This is a genomic window from Amycolatopsis sp. NPDC000009 (assembly GCF_055563465.1).
This window is the reverse complement of the sequence record NZ_JBVHDI010000004.1, coordinates 112,554-132,236: the sequence shown is the minus strand read 5'-3', so window position 1 is coordinate 132,236 and position 19,683 is coordinate 112,554. Positions and strand designations below refer to the sequence as shown.

Annotated in this window: 17 protein-coding genes; 11 read left to right on the top strand and 6 right to left on the bottom strand. The window is 68.7% G+C overall.

What is annotated here, in order from left to right:
• Positions 1–104 precede the first annotated feature (104 nt).
• Positions 105–2,003: an FAD/NAD(P)-binding protein gene (locus tag ACZ3HL_RS14070; protein ID WP_465531215.1), complete on the top strand. Its 1,899-nt coding sequence runs from the start codon at positions 105–107 to the stop codon at positions 2,001–2,003.
• Between the two features lie 104 nt (positions 2,004–2,107).
• On the opposite strand, the gene ACZ3HL_RS14065 is transcribed toward ACZ3HL_RS14070, so the two are convergent.
• The 3 genes from ACZ3HL_RS14065 to ACZ3HL_RS14055 form a co-directional block, all read right to left on the bottom strand.
• Positions 2,108–3,214 carry a glycosyltransferase gene (locus ACZ3HL_RS14065; protein ID WP_465531213.1) on the bottom strand — a complete coding sequence of 369 codons (1,107 nt, stop codon included), beginning with the start codon at positions 3,212–3,214 and terminating at the stop codon, positions 2,108–2,110.
• A 214-nt stretch (positions 3,215–3,428) separates the two neighbouring features.
• Positions 3,429–4,067 carry a GmrSD restriction endonuclease domain-containing protein gene (locus ACZ3HL_RS14060; protein ID WP_465421596.1) on the bottom strand — a complete coding sequence of 213 codons (639 nt, stop codon included), beginning with the start codon at positions 4,065–4,067 and terminating at the stop codon, positions 3,429–3,431.
• A gap of 185 nt (positions 4,068–4,252) precedes the next feature.
• Positions 4,253–4,933, bottom strand: coding sequence for a hypothetical protein (locus ACZ3HL_RS14055; protein ID WP_465421598.1), 681 nt, complete (start codon positions 4,931–4,933; stop codon positions 4,253–4,255).
• Positions 4,934–4,987: 54 nt separating this feature from the next.
• On the opposite strand from ACZ3HL_RS14055, the gene ACZ3HL_RS14050 reads away from it, so the two are divergent.
• The 3 genes from ACZ3HL_RS14050 (at position 4,988) to ACZ3HL_RS14040 (ending at position 8,698) form a co-directional block, all read left to right on the top strand.
• Positions 4,988–6,274, top strand: coding sequence for an adenylosuccinate synthase (locus ACZ3HL_RS14050; RefSeq protein WP_126736271.1), 1,287 nt, complete (start codon positions 4,988–4,990; stop codon positions 6,272–6,274).
• Positions 6,275–6,401: 127 nt separating this feature from the next.
• Positions 6,402–7,337, top strand: a complete 936-nt coding sequence (locus tag ACZ3HL_RS14045) for a TIGR03564 family F420-dependent LLM class oxidoreductase (protein WP_465531211.1) — start codon at positions 6,402–6,404, stop codon at positions 7,335–7,337.
• A gap of 140 nt (positions 7,338–7,477) precedes the next feature.
• Positions 7,478–8,698, top strand: coding sequence for an MFS transporter (locus ACZ3HL_RS14040; protein WP_465531209.1), 1,221 nt, complete (start codon positions 7,478–7,480; stop codon positions 8,696–8,698).
• Here ACZ3HL_RS14040 and ACZ3HL_RS14035 read toward each other — a convergent pair.
• On the bottom strand, positions 8,682–10,220 hold the full coding sequence (locus ACZ3HL_RS14035; protein ID WP_465421605.1) for an amino acid permease: 1,539 nt from the start codon (positions 10,218–10,220) through the stop codon (positions 8,682–8,684). The two genes, ACZ3HL_RS14040 and ACZ3HL_RS14035, sit on opposite strands and share 17 nt — an antisense overlap.
• A 364-nt stretch (positions 10,221–10,584) precedes the next feature.
• A complete protein-coding gene (locus tag ACZ3HL_RS14030; RefSeq protein WP_465531207.1) occupies positions 10,585–11,703 on the bottom strand; it encodes a glycerophosphodiester phosphodiesterase in 1,119 nt (372 codons plus the stop codon).
• A gap of 319 nt (positions 11,704–12,022) precedes the next feature.
• Here ACZ3HL_RS14030 and purD point away from each other — a divergent pair, with 319 nt between their 5' ends.
• The 7 genes from purD (at position 12,023) to ACZ3HL_RS13995 (ending at position 18,466) form a co-directional block, all read left to right on the top strand.
• The gene (gene purD, locus ACZ3HL_RS14025) at positions 12,023–13,285 is read left to right on the top strand and encodes a phosphoribosylamine--glycine ligase (RefSeq protein WP_465531205.1); all 1,263 of its coding nucleotides are present in this window, start codon (positions 12,023–12,025) and stop codon (positions 13,283–13,285) included.
• Positions 13,286–13,421: 136 nt separating this feature from the next.
• Positions 13,422–13,808 (top strand): hypothetical protein, encoded by a 387-nt coding sequence (locus ACZ3HL_RS14020; protein ID WP_465421612.1) that lies wholly within the window; start codon positions 13,422–13,424, stop codon positions 13,806–13,808.
• Positions 13,759–14,400: a DUF3558 domain-containing protein gene (locus ACZ3HL_RS14015; RefSeq protein ID WP_457959200.1), complete on the top strand. Its 642-nt coding sequence runs from the start codon at positions 13,759–13,761 to the stop codon at positions 14,398–14,400. The genes ACZ3HL_RS14020 and ACZ3HL_RS14015 overlap by 50 nt, the downstream gene beginning before the upstream one ends.
• A 10-nt stretch (positions 14,401–14,410) precedes the next feature.
• The gene (locus ACZ3HL_RS14010; protein ID WP_465531203.1) at positions 14,411–16,069 is read left to right on the top strand and encodes a hypothetical protein; all 1,659 of its coding nucleotides are present in this window, start codon (positions 14,411–14,413) and stop codon (positions 16,067–16,069) included.
• A gap of 4 nt (positions 16,070–16,073) precedes the next feature.
• Positions 16,074–16,844, top strand: a complete 771-nt coding sequence (locus ACZ3HL_RS14005; RefSeq protein ID WP_465531201.1) for an ESX secretion-associated protein EspG — start codon at positions 16,074–16,076, stop codon at positions 16,842–16,844.
• Between the two features lie 147 nt (positions 16,845–16,991).
• Complete coding sequence (locus ACZ3HL_RS14000; protein ID WP_185927309.1) at positions 16,992–17,303, top strand: hypothetical protein; 312 nt, start codon at positions 16,992–16,994, stop codon at positions 17,301–17,303.
• 44 nt (positions 17,304–17,347) lie between these two features.
• Complete coding sequence (locus ACZ3HL_RS13995) at positions 17,348–18,466, top strand: transglycosylase SLT domain-containing protein (protein WP_465531199.1); 1,119 nt, start codon at positions 17,348–17,350, stop codon at positions 18,464–18,466.
• Positions 18,467–18,695: 229 nt separating this feature from the next.
• On the opposite strand, the gene ACZ3HL_RS13990 is transcribed toward ACZ3HL_RS13995, so the two are convergent.
• Positions 18,696–19,658, bottom strand: coding sequence for an FAD-dependent monooxygenase (locus ACZ3HL_RS13990; protein WP_465531197.1), 963 nt, complete (start codon positions 19,656–19,658; stop codon positions 18,696–18,698).
• Between the last annotated feature and the right edge of the window lie 25 nt (positions 19,659–19,683).

The following is a 19,683-nucleotide window of genomic DNA, read 5'->3' as shown; positions in this document are numbered from 1 at the left end:
GTGTCCCCCGCTCGACGAGTACGCGCCGGTTCTCCGCCGTGGCAACGGGTTCCGCTCCTTGAGAACCCGAACACAGACCGGAATCCGGGCGTAGCTTCGGCTTCGTGAGTACCGCAGATCTTCCCTACGTGCTCGCGGTGGTCGGCGCCGGTCCACGTGGGGTGGGCGTGCTCGAACGACTCGGCGCCAACGCCGCCGAACTGCTCGGCGGACGGCGGCTGGTGGTGCATCTCGTCGATCCCTTTCCCGCGGGGCCGGGGCGGGTCTGGCGGTACGCACAATCACCGTTGCTGCGCATGAATTCCATGCCCGAGGACGTCACGGTGTTCACCGACGACACCGTGCGGATCGACGGCCCGGTCAGGCCGGGCCCGTCACTGATCGAATGGGCGCGGCTGGTCCGCGACGGCAGGCTCGGCGCCGGGGTCGACGACAGCCTGAGAGCCGAACTCGAGGCACTGCAACGCGATCACTTCCCGACCCGGCGGCTGCAGAGCGCGTACCTCGCCTGGTTCCACCGCGAGGTACGCGCCGGACTCCCCGCCGGGATCGAGGTCGTCGAGCACCGGACCCGCGCGGTGCGGCTCGAAGACGGCGAGCCGCAGTCACTCTGGCTGGAAGACCGGGCGGAACCCCTGGAGGCGGACGCGGTCCTGCTCACCGTCGGGCACCTCGATGCCGGACCGGACGAACGGGAAGCCGAACTCGCGGACTTCGCCGCGCGCCACGACCTCGCCTACTATCCGGCCGGCTACACCGCCGACGTCGACTATTCGGCGATCGGGCCGGGGGAAACCGTGCTGGTGCGGGGATTCGGCCTCGCGTTCGTCGATCTGATGCTGTTGCTGACCGAAGGTCGTGGTGGCCGGTTCGAAGCGCAGGCGTGCGGCGGGCTGAAGTATCACCCGTCCGGCGCCGAACCCGTGCTGTACATCGGGTCACGTCGCGGGGTGCCGTATCACGCGAAGATCGGCTATCGACTGCGCGGGAAACCCTTGCAGCTGCCCAAGTTCTTCGACGCCTACGCAATCGAAGAGCTTCGCGCCGCACCCGGCCGCATCGATTTCCGCCGCGACGTCTGGCCGTTGATCTCGAAGGAGGTCGCGTGGGCCTACTACAGCGAGCTGTTCACGGCTCACCCCGAGCGGGTGCGCATGGATTTCGCCGTCTTCGCCGACGCCTTCGCGGACGCCGCGCCCGGCGAGCTCGACGAGCTGGTGGCGCGTGCGGTTCCGGCGGCGGACGACCGGCTCGATCTGGAGTACCTGGACCGGCCGATGGCGGGCGCCTGGTTCGGCAGCGCCGAGGAGTACGGCAAGGAGCTTCGCGAGTACGTCGAAGCGGACTTGAGCCGACGGGCGGACCCCGAGTACAGCGCGGATCTCGGGGCGTTCACGGCACTGCTGTCCGTGATGGGGCAGCTTCCCGCGCTGGTGCAGACCGGGCGGCTCGACGCGGTGTCTCAACTCTCCGATTTGGACGGTTGGTTCCTCGGCTTCTTCTCCTGTTTCGCCAGCGGTCCGCCTCCGCGACGGCTCGAAGAACTGCTCGCGCTGCAGGAAGCGGGCCTCGTTTCCTTCCTGGGCGCGGAAACGCGTGTGTCGGCGGACGAGGAACGCCGGGTCTTCGTCGCTTCCGGCGCCAGCTTCCCCGGCGAGACCGAGGCGCGCACGCTCGTCGAGGCGCGGCTTCCCGAGCCGAGCATCACCAGGGCGTCCGATGTCCTTTTGCGACAGTTGCGCGACAGTGGCGCGCTCGGCGAGGAGGCCGTCGTCGACCCGGTGACCGGCGACAGGCTGCTCGCCGGCCGGATCCACACCCGCGTCTCCGACGGCCGGATGCTCGACGGCGAGGGTCGTCCGCATCCGCGCCGGTTCGCGCTCGGGCCGCATACGTCGGCGCGGTCGGCAGGGGCGTTCACCCGGCCGCGGACCAACGCGCTCCCGTTCCGGCAGAACGACATCGTGGCGCGGGAGATCTTGAAGCTGGTCGCGAAGTCGTGACTCGCGTGCTCAGAGGCGGAACTCACGTGATTGGAGGCGTAACTCGCGTGTGCGGCCTCCAAACACGCGAGTTACGCCTTCAATCACGCGAGTTACGTCTTCAATCACGCGTGAGCGGCGAACTCCGCCAGCCGCCCGACGACCTCCGACGGCGCGGGCAGGGCGGCGATCTCGTGACGGGCCTTCGCCGCCACCTCGCGCACGCGGGCGTCGTCGAGGAGGGTCTTGGCCCTCTCCTCGACGGCGTCCGCGGTGACCTCGTCCCCGGTCAGCGCCCGGCCGGCGTTCGCCGTCTCCAGCACCTCGGCGTTGACGAACTGGTCCGCGCCTTGGGGCAGCACCAGTTGCGGCAGGCCCGACGAGAGCGCGCCGAGCACGGTCCCGGTCCCGCCGTGGTGCACCACGAGGTCCGCGCGCGGAAGGATTTCGGCCTGCGGCACGAAACCGGTGACGTGGACGTTCGGCGGCAGGTCGCCGAACTCGTCTGGGTCACCCGGGCCGCGGGCGACCAGGACGTCCACCGGCAGCCGCGAGACGCCGTCGATCGCCGCGCGGAGTACACCGGTGGCGCCGAACGCGACGGTGCCCAGCGTCAGGTAGACGAGGGGCCGGTCGCGCCCGTCGAGCCACGACGGCACCTTGCCCGGCTCGTTCCACGGCACCGGGCGGAGCCGGAAGACCGTCGGCAGCGCGCTCACTTCCGGATCGCGGACGACATCCGGCCACACGTCGATCCCGGCGTCGCCCAGCATCAGGTTGGCGGGCGGGTCGCCGTCCCACAGCGGCGCGAACCGGTCCGCGGCGGCGGCCATCAGCTCGGCGGGCATCGACCGCCCGATCACTTGGGACACCACCGGGATCCCGGCCCGGCGGGCGGCGGTGGCCGCGCCGGGGTCGCTCATCTCGTAGACGACCAAATCCGGCCGGAGCGTGGGGAGCAGCGGCGTCAGGTCGGCGATCGTCGCCTGCGGCAGGATGTCGGTGAAGGCGGTCAGGATGGCCTCCGGCGCGTCCCCTTCGGCCTGGTCGACGGCGTCCTGGATCGACATCCCGACCTTGTGCGCGTCGAAACCGAGCCCTCGGACCTTGTCCACGAACGCTTCGCCGGTCCCGAAGGCCACCTCGTGCCCGGCGGCGCGGGCGGCGAGTGCGAGCGGCATCAGCGGGTACAGGTGGCCATAGGCTGGGCGGCACGTGAAGAGGATGCGCACCTTCCCGAACGTACTAGCTTTCCCAGACCCGCGAGGGCAGTTCTTTCCGCACGATCGGGACCACGTCGGAGGCGAAGAGCTCCAGGCCGTCGACCGAAACTGCCTGCACCTCGTGCCCGAACGACGCCGATCACGCCCTTGCGGTACGGAAAGTACGTGAAGGCCCCCTTCATGTACTTAGGCGCAAGGAAGGGGGCCTTCTGTACTTGGGGGCTCAGCAGCGGTTGAGCATGTCCGTCAGGGCGGTCTTCTCCGCGGACTTGATGCTCAGCTTGTACTTGTACTTCACCGTGGTCCACATCTTCGCGTAGGTGCACCAGTAGCCGACGGTCGGCGGCTTCCAGGCGTCCGGCGACTTGTCGCCCTTCTCCTGGTTGACGTTGTCGGTGACGGCGATCAGCTGCGGCGAGCTGAGGTCGTTCGCGAACGCCTGCCGCTGCGCGGTGGTCCACGACGAGGCCCCGGTGCGCCACGCGGCGGCCAGCGGGACGACGTGGTCGATGTCCACATCGGACGCGGCGCGCCAGGTGGCGCCGTCGTACGGGCTGAACCAGCTGCCGGAGACGGCGGCGCAACTGCTGTCCTGCTGCACGTTCGTCCCGTCCCGCTTCAGCACGACCTCACGGGTGTTGCAGTTGTTGCCCTGGTTCGACCAGTGCGGGAACTTGTCGCGGCTGTACCCGGTCGACGAACCGTCCGGTTTGACGGTCAGCGCGGCGAGCTGGGTCTTGGCGGTGTCGGCCGACGGGATGCCCGGGGGTGTCGCTTCGGCGACGCCGGCCACGCCCGCCGAGACGATCGCCGAGACGGCGAGGACGGTGAAGGAGCGACGAACAGCAAGCGCGGTTGGCATATTGCTGCCTCCGTGTCAGGTTTGGGGACCTGGTCACCTTGCGATACGGATATGACCCACGCAACACCATCGGATGACACTCTGCTGGCTATTCGTGAACGGAGGGTGTCACGAGCAGGTAGGACAGGGTGTCCACGGCCGAAAAATCTTCGGAAAGTCCAGCTGATGGTTCTGAGCCGAACGGGCTAGTCCAGCCCGCGGACCAGCCGGAGGTCCTCCGTGTGCCGGTACCAGGTCCACCGGCTCATCGCGCGGGGATGGGCGACGCCGTCGCTGCTCGGCCGGGTCGGGATGCAGCCGAGCTGGAACGCCCGCGCGTAGTGCGTCGAAGGCCGTTTGAACAGCGTCCCCTTGGTCACCCGGACCATGAGCCCCGGGCCGCTCGTGTCCGGTTCGACCTCGATCGAGCGCGCGGGCCCACGCAGGACGGTGTGTTCGTCGCAGTAGGCCACCCCGCGGATCATCCCCATCGACCCGCGCCCGACGAGCACTCCACCGGTGTCGTCGCGGATCAGCGGCACCGGGTCGACCTCGCCACGCAGGGCGAGCGAGAGCGCACGCAGCGGCTGTGTCGGCAGGCTCCAGATACGGGCGACGTCGGAGTCCGGCGAGGAAGGCACGAAGCCGAGCGACACGCCGGAGAGCTGTTCTTTTCGTAACAGCCGCAGCGCCACCGCCGCGAGGTCCGCGTCGGTGCCCGCGACCACCAGATGATCGTGTTCCCCCAGCAAGGGGTCGATATCCGCCTTGCCGGGGCGGCTCGGGACGTGCACCATTTCGACGTCGTCGATCTCCGGGAGTGTGGGCTCGCCCTCGGGACAGACCACCACTATTCCGCGCACCCGAAGGCCCTCCGTTACGCTCATGCACCGGCATTTACCAGCGCCAAACCACAAGTCGCCGAACACCTGGAGTGTCACATGCCGGCCATCGTGCTGATCGGGGCCCAATGGGGGGACGAGGGCAAGGGCAAGGCCACCGACCTGCTCGGCGACCGCGTCCAGTGGATCGTGCGTTACCAAGGCGGTAACAACGCGGGCCACACCGTAGTCCTTCCCGACGGGCAGAACTTCGCCCTCCACCTCATCCCGTCCGGGATCCTCACGCCGGGCGTCACCAACGTCATCGGCAACGGCGTCGTCATCGACCCCGGCGTGCTGCTCGACGAACTCGCCGGGCTGGAGGAACGCGACGTCGACACCAGCAAGCTGCTGATCTCCGCCGACGCGCATTTGATCATGCCGTACCACGTGGCGATCGATAAGGTCACCGAGCGTTACCTCGGCAGCCGCAAGATCGGCACCACCGGCCGCGGTATCGGCCCCTGCTACCAGGACAAGATCGCCCGCGTCGGCGTCCGCGTGCAGGACCTGCTCGACGAGAAGATCTTCCGGCAGAAGGTCGAATCGGCACTGGAGTTCAAGAACCAGGTGCTGGTCAAGGTCTACAACCGCAAGGCGCTGGACGCGGACCAGGTCGCCGACGAGGTGCTGGCCGCCGGCGAGAAGTTCGCGCACCGCATCGCCGACACTCGCCTTCAGCTCAACCAGGCCCTCGAACGCGGCGAGACCGTGCTGCTCGAAGGCTCGCAGGGCACCCTGCTCGACGTCGACCACGGCACCTACCCGTTCGTGACGTCGTCGAACCCGACGTCCGGCGGCGCGAGCGCGGGTTCGGGCATCGGCCCCGGCAAGATCGACACCGTGCTGGGCATCCTCAAGGCCTACACCACGCGCGTCGGCTCCGGCCCGTTCCCGACCGAGCTCGACGACGAGTCCGGCGAGTACCTGCGCAAACAGGGCGGCGAGTTCGGCGTCACCACCGGCCGCTCGCGGCGCACCGGCTGGTTCGACGCGGTCATCGCGCGTTACGCGGTGCGGGTCAACGGCATCACCGACTACTTCCTCACCAAGCTGGACGTGCTGTCCGGGCTGGAGAAGGTGCCGGTGTGCGTCGGATACGAGGTCGACGGGTTCCGGACGTACGACATGCCGATGACGCAGACCGACGTGCACCACGCGCTGCCGATCTACGAAGAGCTGCCGGGCTGGTTCGAGGACATCTCGGGCTGCCGCACCTTCGAGGAGCTGCCGGCGAACGCGCGGGCCTACGTCGAGCGGCTCGAAGAGCTTTCGGGCGCCCGGATCTCGGCGATCGGCGTCGGGCCGGGCCGTGAGCAGACGATCGTGCGGCACGAGTTCGTCTGACCTCGTGAGTGGCTAGGACGGTTCTAACCGTCCTGGCCACTCACGACGCAGGCGAGTGGGTTCGTGACCCAGGATCCCAACTGGTGAACGCCGAAATATCCGTCAGCCGGCGTCGTTGGCGTCGGACATGACCATCGGAGTGGCACTCCCGTCCGGGGACACCGCGGACGCCGTCAACATCGTCGACGAACTCATCACGCAGACCCGGCAGGCCGCCGACGCGGGCCTGACGTCCGTCTGGTTCGCCCAGCGGATGGAGCACGACGCGATCACCGTCGCCGCCCTCGCCGGCCGCGCGGTCCCGGGAATCACCGTCGGGACCGGGGTCGTCCCGATCTACCCGCGGCATCCGTTGCTGATCACCGGTCTCGCGCAGACGGCGCAGGCCGCCACCGGGGGCCGGTTCGTCCTCGGCCTCGGAACCGGCGCGAAGAACTGGCTCGAACCGGCGTACGGCATCGAGTACCCGTCGCCGATCAAGCACCTTCGCGAGTACCTCACGATCCTCCGGCAGGTGCTCGACGGCGGCGAAGTCGACTTCCACGGCGAGACGGTCCGGGCGCACGCCGAGGGCTTCGCGGCTTCGCTGTCCGTCGCGGGTTCTTCGGACATCCCGGTGATCATCGCGGCGATGGGACGGCAGGCGCTGCGCGTCACCGGCGAACTCGCCGACGGCACGATCCCCTTCCTCGCCGGGCCGAAGGCCCTTTCCGGGCTGATCGTCCCGGAGCTCACCAAGGCCGCCGCCGGCCGTCCGGCACCGCGGATCATCGCGATGGTCCCGGTCGTCGTGACCGACGATCCCGGCGCCGTCCGCGCCCAGGTCGACCGGCAGTACGCGTTCTTCCGGGACATCCCCTCCTATCGCGCGGTCTTCGACGCCCAGGGCGTGGATTCCGCCGGTGACCTGGTGATCGCCGGGGACGAGGAGACCGTCGCGGCCGAAATCCGGCGGTACTTCGATGCCGGGGCGACCGAGGTCGTCGCGGCGCAGAGCGGCATCCGGAACAGCGAAGAGCGGCTTCGCACCTGGAGCGTCCTCGGAGATCTCGCCAAGCGCTGACTCACGTGTCATGAATGGGGCGTTCAGGAGATTCATCGTCCTGAACGCCCCATTCATGACTTTCAGGGGTCCAGTGGCCTTGTTCACAGCGTTCGTATTGTGCATACTCGTGCGCATTGCGAACACAGCTGGAGGTCTCCATGTCCCCTGCCGCGGCCCGTTCGTGGGTGGTCCCACTCGCCTGGACGGCGGTCCTGCTCGACGGATTCGACCTGGTCGTCCTGGGCACGGTGCTGCCCGCGCTGCTCCGTGACCACGTCTGGGGCCTGACCCCCGGCACGGCGTCGGTGATCTCGACGTTCGGCCTGATCGGCATGATGATCGGCGCGATGGCGATCGGCACGATCACCGACCTCATCGGCCGCCGCAAGGCGCTGATCATCGCGGTCACGGCCTTCTCGGCGTTCACCGCGCTCTGTGCCCTCTCGCCGTCGGCGTTCGTCTTCGGTCTGCTGCGCTTCCTCGCCGGGCTGGGCCTCGGCGGCTGTCTGCCGACGGCGATCGCGCTGGTCACCGAGTACGCCCGCAAGGGGAAGGGCGGCAGCGCGACGACCACGGTGATGACCGGCTATCACGTCGGCGCGGTGCTCACGGCCCTGCTCGGCATCTGGCTGATCCAGCCGCTCGGCTGGCGCGCGATGTTCATCGCGGGTGCGCTGCCCGCCCTCGTGCTGGTGCCGCTGATGATCAAGTACCTGCCGGAATCCGAGTCCTTCGAGCGGGCACGGGAGACGCAGGAGAAGTCGGCGACACAGGTGGTCGGCGGGCTGTTCCGCGGCGGGCTCCTGCGCGCCACCATCGCGTTCTGGGTGACGTCGTTCATGGGGCTGCTGCTGGTCTACGGGCTCAACACCTGGCTGCCGGAGATCATGCGCCAGGCCGGGTATCCGCTGGGCGCGGCGCTCGGGCTGCTGCTGACGCTGAACCTCGGCGGCGTCGTCGGCCTTCTCGTCGCGGGCCGGGTGGCGGACAAGGCCGGCGTGCGGCCGGCGGTGATCTTCTGGTTCCTCGGGGCGGCGGTGTTCCTGGCCCTGCTGAGCGTGAAGCTGCCCGCGTTCGGCCTGTACGCGGCCGTGTTCCTCACCGGCGGTTTCGTGTTCAGCGCGCAGGTGCTCGTGTACGCCTACATCGGCAAGACGTACCCGGATGCCATGCGCGCCACCGGGATCGGCTGGGCGGCGGGCGTCGGCCGCGTCGGCGCGATCAGCGGCCCGATCCTCGGCGGTGCCCTGCTGACCGCCGGAATCGCCTACCCGTGGGGTTTCTACGCCTTCGCCGCGGTCGGGGCGTTGGGAGCGGCCGCGGTGACCGGGGTCCGCGCGGGCCGCTCCCGGGAGGACGCCGCTACCCCAGTTCCTTGAGTTCCCTTTCCACCGCGGCGAGTTCTTCCTCGGAACCCTGCACCTTCGGCCCGGTGAACCACTTGCGTGCCGAGGCGAACCACCACACCGCCGCACCACCGAGTACGACGAGGAAGGCGATGGGCGTGTAGTTGAAACTGTCGATGGTCACCGGTGATCCCTGCGGGAGCATGAACAGCACGAAGATGAAGCACACCCAGACGGTCGCGACGGTCCCGACGAGCTTCCCCCAGCGTCCGAGATTCCACGGCCCGGGTTCGAAGTCGTCGCCCTTGCGCACCCGCAGGAACACCGGGATCACGTAGGCCACGTACAGGCCGACGACGGCGATCGAGGTCACCGCCGCGTAGGCGGTCGCGCTCCAGAGGTACGGCAGGGCGAGCAGGAGCGCGCCGCCCGCGGCCAGCCACACCGCGTTGGTCGGCGTCTGGGTGCGCTTGTTGATGCGGTGCCAGAATTTCGAACCCGGGATCGCGCCGTCACGGGCGAAGGCGTAGATCATCCGGGAGTTCGCGGTCACCGACGCCATCCCGCAGAACAACTGTGCGCCGATGCAGATCAGCAGCAGGAACTTGCCGGTCGTCGCGCCGGTCGCGTCGATGAAGATCTGCGCGGGCGGCACGCCGGTTTCGGAGCCGACGGCGCCCTCGTAGTCCTGGATGGCGAAGGTGAGGCCGATCAGCAGGATCCAGCCGGCGACCAGGGAGACGAGGATCGAGTTGATGATCCCGCGCGGCCCGGCCTTCGCCGCGTTCTTGGTCTCCTCGGTCATATGGGCCGAGGCGTCGTAGCCGGTGAGCGTGTACTGCGCGAGCAGGAGACCCAGTAAGAAGACGTAGACAGGCGACGCCCAGCCCGTGTTGTTCACGAACTCGCCGAAGACGAACGACGCGTCCTGGTGCTTGGCGGGCACGATGATCAGCACCCCGACGATGACCAGCACTCCCGCCAGATGCCACCACACGCTGATGCTGTTCAGCAGCGCGACGATCTTGACGCCGAAGGTGTTCAGCAGCCCGTGGATCACCAGGATGATCGCCAGCAGCAGGATCGTGTTGCCCGGTGTCGCCTCGAAGCCGAACTGCAGGTCGAGGAAGGCGTTGAGGAACAGCGCCGCGCCGAAGTCGATCCCCGCGGTGACGGCGATCTGCCCGATGAGGTTGAACCAGCCGGTGAACCACGACCACGCCGCGCCGTTGCGCGGAGCGAGCTTCGCCGCCCAGTAGTAGAGGCCGCCCGCGGTCGGGTAGCTGGAGCAGACCTCGGCCATCCCCAGTCCGACCAGGATGACGAAGAGGCCGACCAGCGGCCAGCCCCAGATCATCGCGGCGGGCCCGCCGGTCTTCATGCCGAACCCGTAGAGGGTCAGGCAGCCGGAGAGGATCGAGATGATCGTGAAGGAGACGGCGAAGTTGGAGAAGGCCGACATCGTGCGCCGGAGTTCCTGCGCGTAGCCGAGTTGGTGGAGCCGGGCACTGTCTTCGTCGGCGGGTTCTGCGGCCTGCTTGTCAGAGACATCCATCGGGCACCCACTTAAAAGGTATGCGGACAGACCATTGAGATCCGCCGAAATTAGGCCCGCCGACCTGCGCATGTCAAGGTTCCGTCAAGAAACCCCTTCATGACACTCGCCGTGGGAGCGCGAAGACCGCGACGTGGGCAGGAGGCCTCGCTTTAGCTACTCGGTGTGGCAGGTGGGCGTAAGCGCTACTGAGTGTGAGATGTGTGTGGAAACAGAGACGTTCAACGTCCCTATTTCCACACACCCCCACGTCTCCCACCGTCGTGACCGGGCAGGCCACGCGGGCACTGTGTGGATTTCTGGTCACCCAACGCACCAAAATCCACACAGTCGGCGGCTGCTCCGCCCGCTACGTACCGCGAGCTCAGCGCCCCTCGAACGCCTTCACGGCCTCCAGCGCGGTGTCCGGGTGGTCCGCGAAGTACCCGTCGACACCCGCCTTGAGGAACGCTTCCTGCTCGGCGAACGCGTTGCCGTACTCGGCGGGGTTCGCCGACGAGCGCAGGCTCTGCGGGAGGAAGTTGTTCTCGTTGCGGAACGTGTACGGCCCGACCTTCAGGCCGGCCTGGTGCGCGTCGGCGACCAGCTTGGTCGGCTGTCCCAGCGCGCCGTTCACCACCGGGATGACCTGCGCCTTCTCCGGGCCCAGGTAGTCCGCGTACCTCGAGATCTCCTTCAGGCCCGCCGGCGTCACGAGGTCGGCGTACGTCCGCGGGTCACCCTTCGCGACGAAGTCGGCCGGAGCGCCGGTCGCCGAGGTCAGCTGCAGCAGCGGCACCCGCACCTGGCGCGAGAGCGCGATCAGGTTCGACACCTCGAACGACTGGATGATCACCGGCGCCTTCGGGTGGTTGAGCCCGTTGCGCTTGAGCAGCTCGACCAGCTTCGGCTCGGTCGGGTTCTTGATCGACGAGAAGTAGGTCGAGTGCTTGATCTCCGGGTACGTCCCCAGTTCGCGGCGCAGTTCGCGGCCCAGCCGGCGCGTCAGGTCGATCACCTCCTGGTAGGTGGCGATCCGGTAGCGGCCGTCGTAGATCTTGTTGTTCGGCCGCAGCTGCGGGATCCGCTCGGTCGCGCGCAGGGTCTTCAGCTCGGCGAGCGTGAAGTCCTCGGTGAACCAGCCGGTGAACGACGTGCCGTCGATGACCTTCGTCGTCTTCCGGTTCGCGAACTCGGGGTGCTTCGCGACGTCGGTGGTCCCGCCGATCTCGTTCTCGTGCCGGGCGACGAGCTGGCCGTCCTTGGTGGGCACGAGGTCGACGTCGACCCAGTCCACGCCCTGGCGGTAGGCGAGCTCATACGAGGCGAGCGTGTGCTCCGGGCGGTAGCCGGGGGCGCCGCGGTGTCCGACGATCACCGGACCATCGTGACCCTTCGCCTGCGCCGACACATCTCGGGTGCCCGGCTCGGCGGCGCCTGCCAGCCCTGTGACGCTGAGTACGGCGAGTCCGGACAGGGCGAGCACGCCCAGGCGCTTTCGCATGGTGGATGACCTCTTTCGCTTGAACTCGGGGTACCGCGCAACCCTTGACGCAGGAGGCGTCCGGACGGCGAAGACGGACCGGCGGAGCGCTGACCGCCGGGTGAACGCCGGATGGAACCACCCGCTCGAGGACGGCGACGTGTTCGGGGCAGTGTTGATCGGTGAACCCGCGACCGCGATCGCGTCGCCGGGGCGGGTTCGTGTTTTCCCAGGTCAGACGTAAGGGAGCCCCGCCGCCACGATAGCGGGGCCTCCGGCCGGGGCGGGTTTCACGTGGCTCCGCCGACAGGGGCTCACCGGCCCGGTTACCCTGTGCGTCGTGCGCGTACTGGTAATCGGGTCCGGCGCCCGTGAGCATGCACTTGTCCTCGCGGTCGCGGAAGACCCTTCCGTCACCGCACTGGCCTGTGCCCCGGGCAACGCCGGCACCGCCGCGGTGGCCGAGCAACTCGGCGTGGACGCGGCCGACCCCGAGTCCGTCTCCGCCCTCGCCAAGCAGTGGCAGGCGGATCTGGTGGTGGTCGGTCCCGAGGTCCCGCTGGTGGCCGGTGTCGCCGACGCGGTCCGGAAGGCGGGGATCGCCTGCTTCGGTCCGTCCGCGTCCGCGGCGAGGATCGAGGGCTCGAAGGCGTTCGCGAAGGACGTCATGGCGGTCGCGAAGGTGCCGACGGCGCACTGCGAGATCGTCGACAACCCGGCCCGTCTCGACGCCGCGCTCGGTCGTTTCGGCCCCACCTGGGTGGTCAAGGACGACGGCCTCGCCGCGGGCAAGGGCGTCGTGGTCACCACGGACGTCGACGTCGCGCGCAAGCACGCCCTGATGCTGCTCGACGGCGGGCACCCGGTGCTCCTGGAGTCCTTCCTCGACGGCCCGGAGGCCTCTCTCTTCTGCTTCGTCGACGGCCGCACGGTCGTCCCGCTGCTGCCCGCGCAGGACTTCAAGCGCGTCGGCGACGGCGACGCGGGCCCGAACACCGGCGGCATGGGGGCGTACGCCCCGTTGCCGTGGGCGCCGAAGGGCCTGGTCGACGACGTCGTCGCCCGCATCGTCCAGCCCGTGGTCGACGAGCTCGACAACCGCGGTGCCACCTTCTCGGGCCTGCTCTACGCCGGTCTCGCGCTGACTTCCGAGGGCCCGCAGGTCATCGAGTTCAACTGCCGGTTCGGCGACCCGGAGACCCAGGTCGTCCTGGCGCTGCTGCGCAGCCCGCTCGGCAAGGTCTTGCACGCGACGGCGACCGGCAAGCTCGCCGAACTGCCGCCGCTGGAGTGGGATTCCGGCGCGGCGGTCACCGTCGTGCTCGCCGCGGACGGCTATCCCGGCAAGCCGAGGACCGGCGACGTCATCACCGGTGGCGAGCTCGAAGGCGTGCTCCACGCCGGCACCCGCCGCCGTGACGACGGTGCCGTGGTCTCCTCCGGCGGCCGCGTGCTGTCGGTGGTCGGCACCGGCAAGAACCTGAAGGCCGCCCGCAAGGACGCCTACGCGACGGTCGAGAAGGTCCACCTGGCCGGTTCACACCACCGCACCGACATCGCCCTGCTCGCCGCCAAGGGAGAGATCGCCACCCCGGTTTCGTGAATTCCCGACGGAACCGTCCCGGTCCCGGGTGCGTCTAACCCGGTATTTCCTGCAAAGCTTAGGCAGCCGATACATCCGCGTTGGTAGCCTCGGGCAGGACGAACGGTCACCGTGCGCAGTGTCCAAGGGGTGGGGAATGGCAGCATCGGGCAAGGTCCAGGACCTCACATCGGCGGTCCCGACACCACCGTCGGTGGCCGACATCAGAGTCGACCCGTCGAAGCTGCTCGAAGTGGCGAAGATCGTCGAAGAGCAGGTCGACGCCTTGCAGGACAAGCTCATGACGCGGCTCGACCAGTTGCGCATCGACACACCGGCCAACGACACCGTGAGCGTCCACGCGACCAGCGTCTGGAACGAGCTCGTGGCCGACGGCGACCAGTCGTACGCCGCGCAGGTCCGGGCCTACGTGGCCGGTCTTCGCGGCCTGGTCAACCAGCTCCGGACGGCGGCCAAGGAGTACAAGACCAGTGATGCGGACAAGGCCGCCGCGTTCGGGGACCGTGGTGTACACCGGGCGTAGGCCTCGTGTGCTGGTGACCGGCGGGGTGCTCACCCTCGTGCTGGCCGGATGCGCCACGGACACGGGCGGGCAGGCGTTCCCCGACGAACCGGCGCTGGCCTCGGTCACGCAGGGCGCCAAAGCGTCGGCGCTGCCTGCCAGGCCGGCCGAACTGAGCCTGCAGGGCGTGGATCCGTGCGCGCTGCTCACCGATCCGCAGCTCGACCAGCTCAAGATCAACAGCAAACCGCGCGCGGCCGCGGAACCGATCGACGGCCCGACCTGTGTCCTCGACGCGGACGCCGCGCAGCCCTTCCACAGCTATTACGTCCGCACGATCACCGCGGACGTCGAAGAATGGTTCACCGGCAAGCGCCGCAAGAACAGCATGACGACGGAGCCGACGGCGGTCGGCGGGTTCCCCGCCATCAAGAACCACCGTGACGCCGGCACACCGGGCGACTGCGAAACGCTCGTCGGTGTCGCCCAGGGACAGACGCTGGCGGTGCGGGCGGTCACCGTCACCGCCGGCGCGTTCACCATGCCGCAGCTGTGCGAGATGTCCGCGCAGGCGGCCGATTCGGCTTTGCAGACCTTGAAAGCACGCAACTAGGGAGGGCGGCGTGAACGTTTCCGACCTCGCGGGCAGGCTCCGCGATCTTCGGTTCGACGGCTACACCGACACCGGGATCGCGACCGAGATCGAACGCTTCCGCAGTGGTGACGGCACCGGCAGCATCGGTATCGCCGTCGACGCGTTGAAATCCGTCGCGGGCGCGCTCGCCGACACCGACAAGACGCTGCGTGACGAGCTGGGCAAGCTCGGCGTGGAATGGCAGAGCGAGGCCGGTGGTGCCGCCGGGCAGGTGTTCACCGAACAGGCGGGCTTCTCCCAGGACGCGAACTCGAAGGTATCGCACTCCGCGGAGATGATCTTCGCGCAGGGGGAGGCCTTCAACCGGACGCTGCACAAGCTCCCGGATCCGGAAGTGGTCCGTAAGGGTGCCGGCGGCCTGACCATCGGTGACGTCGTCCTGAGCCTCATCGGGTTCGAGACCGACCACGCCAAGAGCGTCAGCGCCGCGAACAACGCGCGGGCGCAGGCGCAGGAGGCGTTGAACGACTACGCCAAGACGAGCGGCGAGAACCTGCTGTCGACCGACACACTGGCCGACCCGCAGGCGATGAACCTGACCCAGACCACGACGGCCGCCGGAGCGGGCGGCGGTTCCGCCCCGCTCGACCTGGCAGGCACGGCCACGGACCTGACCCCGGACGGCAGTGTGCGGCCCGCGTCGGCCGCCGTCGAATCGAAGTACGTGCCGCCGGTCGCGCAGCCCGTCAGCAACCCGAAGGCGCCGACCTACGACGCGCCGACTCCGGCCTACGGCGTCGCCATGGGCGGCGGGACGGCTCGAAAGACCGGCGCGTCGACGCCGAACGCCGGGGCCACGGCTCCCGCGGCCGCCGCGCCGACGGTGCCGTCCGGCACGTCGAAGCCCGCTCCCGCACCGGGTGCCGGCTGGGTGACGCCGAACCGCCCGTCTCCGCAGCCCGAGCAGGGCAGGCCGTCGTACCCGGTCACCGGCTCGCCGGCCTCGCCGCCCTTCGCTCCGCCGGGCGCGCCGAACATCCCGAACGTGCCGCCTGGTCAGTCCACCGGCAGCGCGCCGCCGAACAGCACCACCTCGGCGCAGCCGGTCGGCAAGTCGTTCGGCACCGGCCCCGGCGTCGAGAGCGCCGTCGGCAAGGGCCCCGGCTCCAGCTCGGGTCCCGGTGTCTTCGGCAACGTCGGCGGTGGCGCGGGCGGCGACCAGGCGCTCGGCAAGGGCCGCTCCGTCGGCTCCGGACCGCAGGCGCCGATGGCCCCCGGCAACGAATCCGGCCGCGGTTTCCCCGCCGTCCCGAAGATCGCCGGTCCGGCCGCGGGCGACCTGGGCGCCGGTGCCGCGGCGCTCGGCGCCGGTGTCGCCGGTGGTGCGCTGAGCGGCGACAAGGAACGCGACCGCCGCCCCCGGCAGGAAGGCGGCGGCGTGAAGCCCACCCGCCAGCTCCCGATCGGTGAGCTTCCCGAAGAGGAGGCCATGCGGCGCTCGGAGAAGATCGGCGCGAAGCAGCCGAAGCCCGAGTCGAAGTTCATGGAGCGCGCGGCCACCCAGGACGTCGAGGAGGACGCGGAGCACATCAGGCGTTACGGCGTCGACGACAAGGACCTGTTCACCGACGAGCGGCTGGTTTCGCCGGACGTGATCGGTGACCATGGCAACTCCGAAGCGCGCTGAACCTGTGCCGAACGACAACGGCAGCCTGGTGCTGTCCGCGCTCGAGTTCGAGATGCTCTGGGAAGCCGAACGGCTGCCCCGCCGTCATGCCGCACTCGACGTGCCGAGCCCCGGAACGACCCACACGGAGCGGGCGGCGCTGATCGAAGAAGCCTGGGAATCCCTGCGCGCGCGAGGTCTCGCGCGGGGACACCAGGCGTCGGGCGAGCTGGTCGACATGCTGAACCTGTTCGCGCACCCCCGGGTCGCGATCGACGTGTGGGTGTGGACCGACCGCGAGATCAAGGGCCAGGCGGTCAGCGTCGGCAACCAGGCGTTGCTCGGCGTGATCGACTCCGGCCAGGTGTGGCTGATCCCCGCCAGGGAGAGCTCCCTCGCCGAAGCCGCGGTCTCGGTCGCGGGTGATCTCGGTCCCGGCGTCGGCCAGTCGATCAGTCTCCCGCACGACGTCCTCGTCCAGGCCGACGCCGCCGCCCGAGGTGACGCGAAAGCTCTGGTCACCGCGCTGGAAGACCTGGACGTGCCCCTCTGGCAGGCCCAGGAGGTGGCGGGCATGCTGCTCGGCCAGGAGGCGCGCGGCCAGTTCGGCGTCGAACGCGCGGGCCGCGACGGCCGCCCCCGGCGTGCGGGCAGCGTGGTCGCGTTCTACGACACGGACGCGGGCCGGTATCTGTTCCAGGTCGGGCGGAACCGGGACGGGCGGGATTGGGCGACCATCACCCCGGCGGACAACCAGTTGCTGGCGACCCGGATCCGGGAAGTCGCCGATTTCTGATTCGCCCGATTATCGGCGGGGTGGAAGTTGGCGTGGATACGCACACGGTCTGCTGCCGAGGTCTTAAAGTATGCGCGGGAACCGTCTTGATCGGCCGCGCGTCTGATCGGGCGGACAAGAGTTTTTCCGTGAAGGGGATGACGAACCGTGCCTGTGTACGACCCGGATTCCATGGGGATCGCCGCCGGTCAGGTGGAGAAGCTCAAGGACGAGTTCGAGAAGACCAAAAAAGGCGTCACCGGGATGGATGACGAGAAGGAATCCCCCTTCGGCGGAGTGGACGAGCACGGCGACGCGCACGGTGCGGTCGGCAAGTTCAAACAGGGCGTCCACAACGAATTCGATTCGGCCGGTCAGCTGATGGAGGCCACCGCCTTCGTGCTGCGAAAGGCGGCGGGGCTGATCAAGGAGACCGAAGCGGTCCACGTGGACAACCTGAAGGTGCACGGGGAACTGTGACGACTCGCCAGGCCTGGGGGCCGAAGACCAAGGGGGCTTGAGCAGTGGCTTTGAACGGTGTCGGCGCCGGCACGCCGGACGGCTGGGACGGACTGACCCAGAAGGCCGAGCAGATCAGCAAGGTCAACCTCGCCGCCATTCAGAACGCGTCGAGGCAGTTCAAGACGGCGGCCGACAACGCGGGCGACCACAGCGCGGCGCTGTCCACGTCCACCGAGGCGTTGAACGGCGGCGTCTGGGCCGGGCCCGCCGCGGAGGCCTTCTTCGAGTACGTCAAGTCGATCACCAAGGCCGGAAAGAACGTCGAAGAGCAGCTCGGCAAGGTCGTCGACGACCTCGATCGCGTCCACACCGATCTCGGCAACATCAAGATGCAGGTGAAGGGCGTCTACGAAGACGCCGAAGCCGCGGTCAACAAAAGGAACACCCAGGCGGAGGCGGACAAGAACGCGGCGATCACGGCCGCCGCGCAGGCCGAGAAGGATCACAAGCCGGCGCCGAGTCCTTCCGCCGACGAGATCATCCAAAAGGCCAAGACCGACATCAACGGTATCGCCAAGGACGCCGACGGCCGGGTAAAGGGTCTGCTCGACCAGGCCAACCAGATGATCCAGAAGTCCCAAGAACTGATGAAGAAGGACATCCAGGGCGGTTACTCCACCGTCCCGATGCCCGGCAAGGACGGCTCCGTCCCGAAGCGCACCGGCGGTCTCCACGCCGGTGGTGGTGGCGGTGGAGGCGGCGGTGGCGGTGGTGGGGGCGGCGGCCTCGGCCCGAGCGGCGGCCCGCCGTCGACGACCCCGCCGGGCAACGTCCAGCAGTGGATCCAAGAGGCCATCAAGATCCTTCAGGCCAACGGGATCCCGGTGACCGAGGCGGATATCCAGAAGATCTGGACGATCATCGAGAAGGAGTCCGGCGGCAACCCCAACGCCATCAACAACTGGGACTCCAACGCGGCGAAGGGCACGCCGTCCAAGGGGCTGATGCAGTGCATCGACCCGACCTTCAACGCGCACAAGCTTCCCGGGCACGACGACATCTACAACCCGGTGGACAACATCATCGCGGGCGTCCGGTACACGTTCTCGCGGTACGGCGGCTTCGAAGGCCACCCGGGACTGAAGTCCATGGCCGGCGGCGGCGGTTACCAGGGCTACTAGCGGCCTCGTGAGTGGTAAGGACGGTTAGAACCGTCCTTACCACTCACGAGCCCAGGTCCGGCCCCGGCCGCCACGCGCGCGGCCGTACTGCGTCGCGTGTCGTCCGTCTAATCACGCGTGTCGTCCGTCCAGTCACGCGTGTCGGCCATTCCGTCCCGCGAGCCCCCGTCGTCGTGTCGCGAAAGTGGCTTTCGCGACAGGCCTTGGCGCACCCGACACTCCCGAGCGGTCAGTAATCCTTGAGCACGAAGGCGTTTGCCGCCTCCGTCAGCGGCCGCATGGCCGCCTTCATCACCCGGTCGCGGAACGGCAGGTAAGGCAGCAGCCGCATCGACTGGATCTGCTTCCACTGCCGGAACCGCGTCTGCTTCTTCTGGTTCAGCGAAGCCAGCGCCTGATTCCGGAGCACGAACGGCCGCATTTCCCTTTCGTACGAAGCGAAAGCGGTGCGGTGGTCACGAGAAGCGGCCAGGGAACCGGCGAGCACATAGGCTCCGACGAGCGCCAAACTGGTGCCCTGCCCCGAAAGTGGCGATGGGCCGTAGCCCGCATCGCCGACCAGCGCGACGCGTCCGTCGGTGAACCGGTCCATCCGGATCTGGGTCATGGAATCGAAGTACAGCTCGCTCGACTCCATTTCCCGAAGCAATCGCGGGATTTCCCAGCCCTGGCCCCGGAATCGGTCGGCGATCAGCTTCCGTTGCTGCTCGACGTCATGGCGGTCGAAGTCGAGTTCCGGCGACTGGAAGCCGAGCATCGCCCGCGCCTCGGTGTTCTTTCGCGCGCTGTACAGCCCGGCCAGCTTCCCCGGGGTCATGTGAAAGACCTGCCAGCGGTCCAGATCGAGGAAATTCGGCACGCTGAACACCGCGAGATAGGTGTCCAGGTAGCGCGAAAACTGTTTCTCCGCACCGAAAACCAGCGAACGCACGGCCGAGTGCTGGCCGTCCGCGCCGACGACGAGATCGAAGTCCCGCGCCTCACCGCGAGCGAACGTGACCCGGACGCCGTCGGTCTCCTGTGCGATCCCAGTGATCCAGTCCCCGTAGACATACTCGACGCCTTCCTGGGCAACCGAGGCCAGCGTGTCGGTGAGGTCGCCTCGCAGGATCTCGACGTCCTCGCTGTCGGTGAGCCCGCCGGTCAGCGTGTGGTCGGTGACCTTCACCAGGGTCTTCCCCTCGCCGTTCACGAACGACATCCCGCGCATGTCCGTG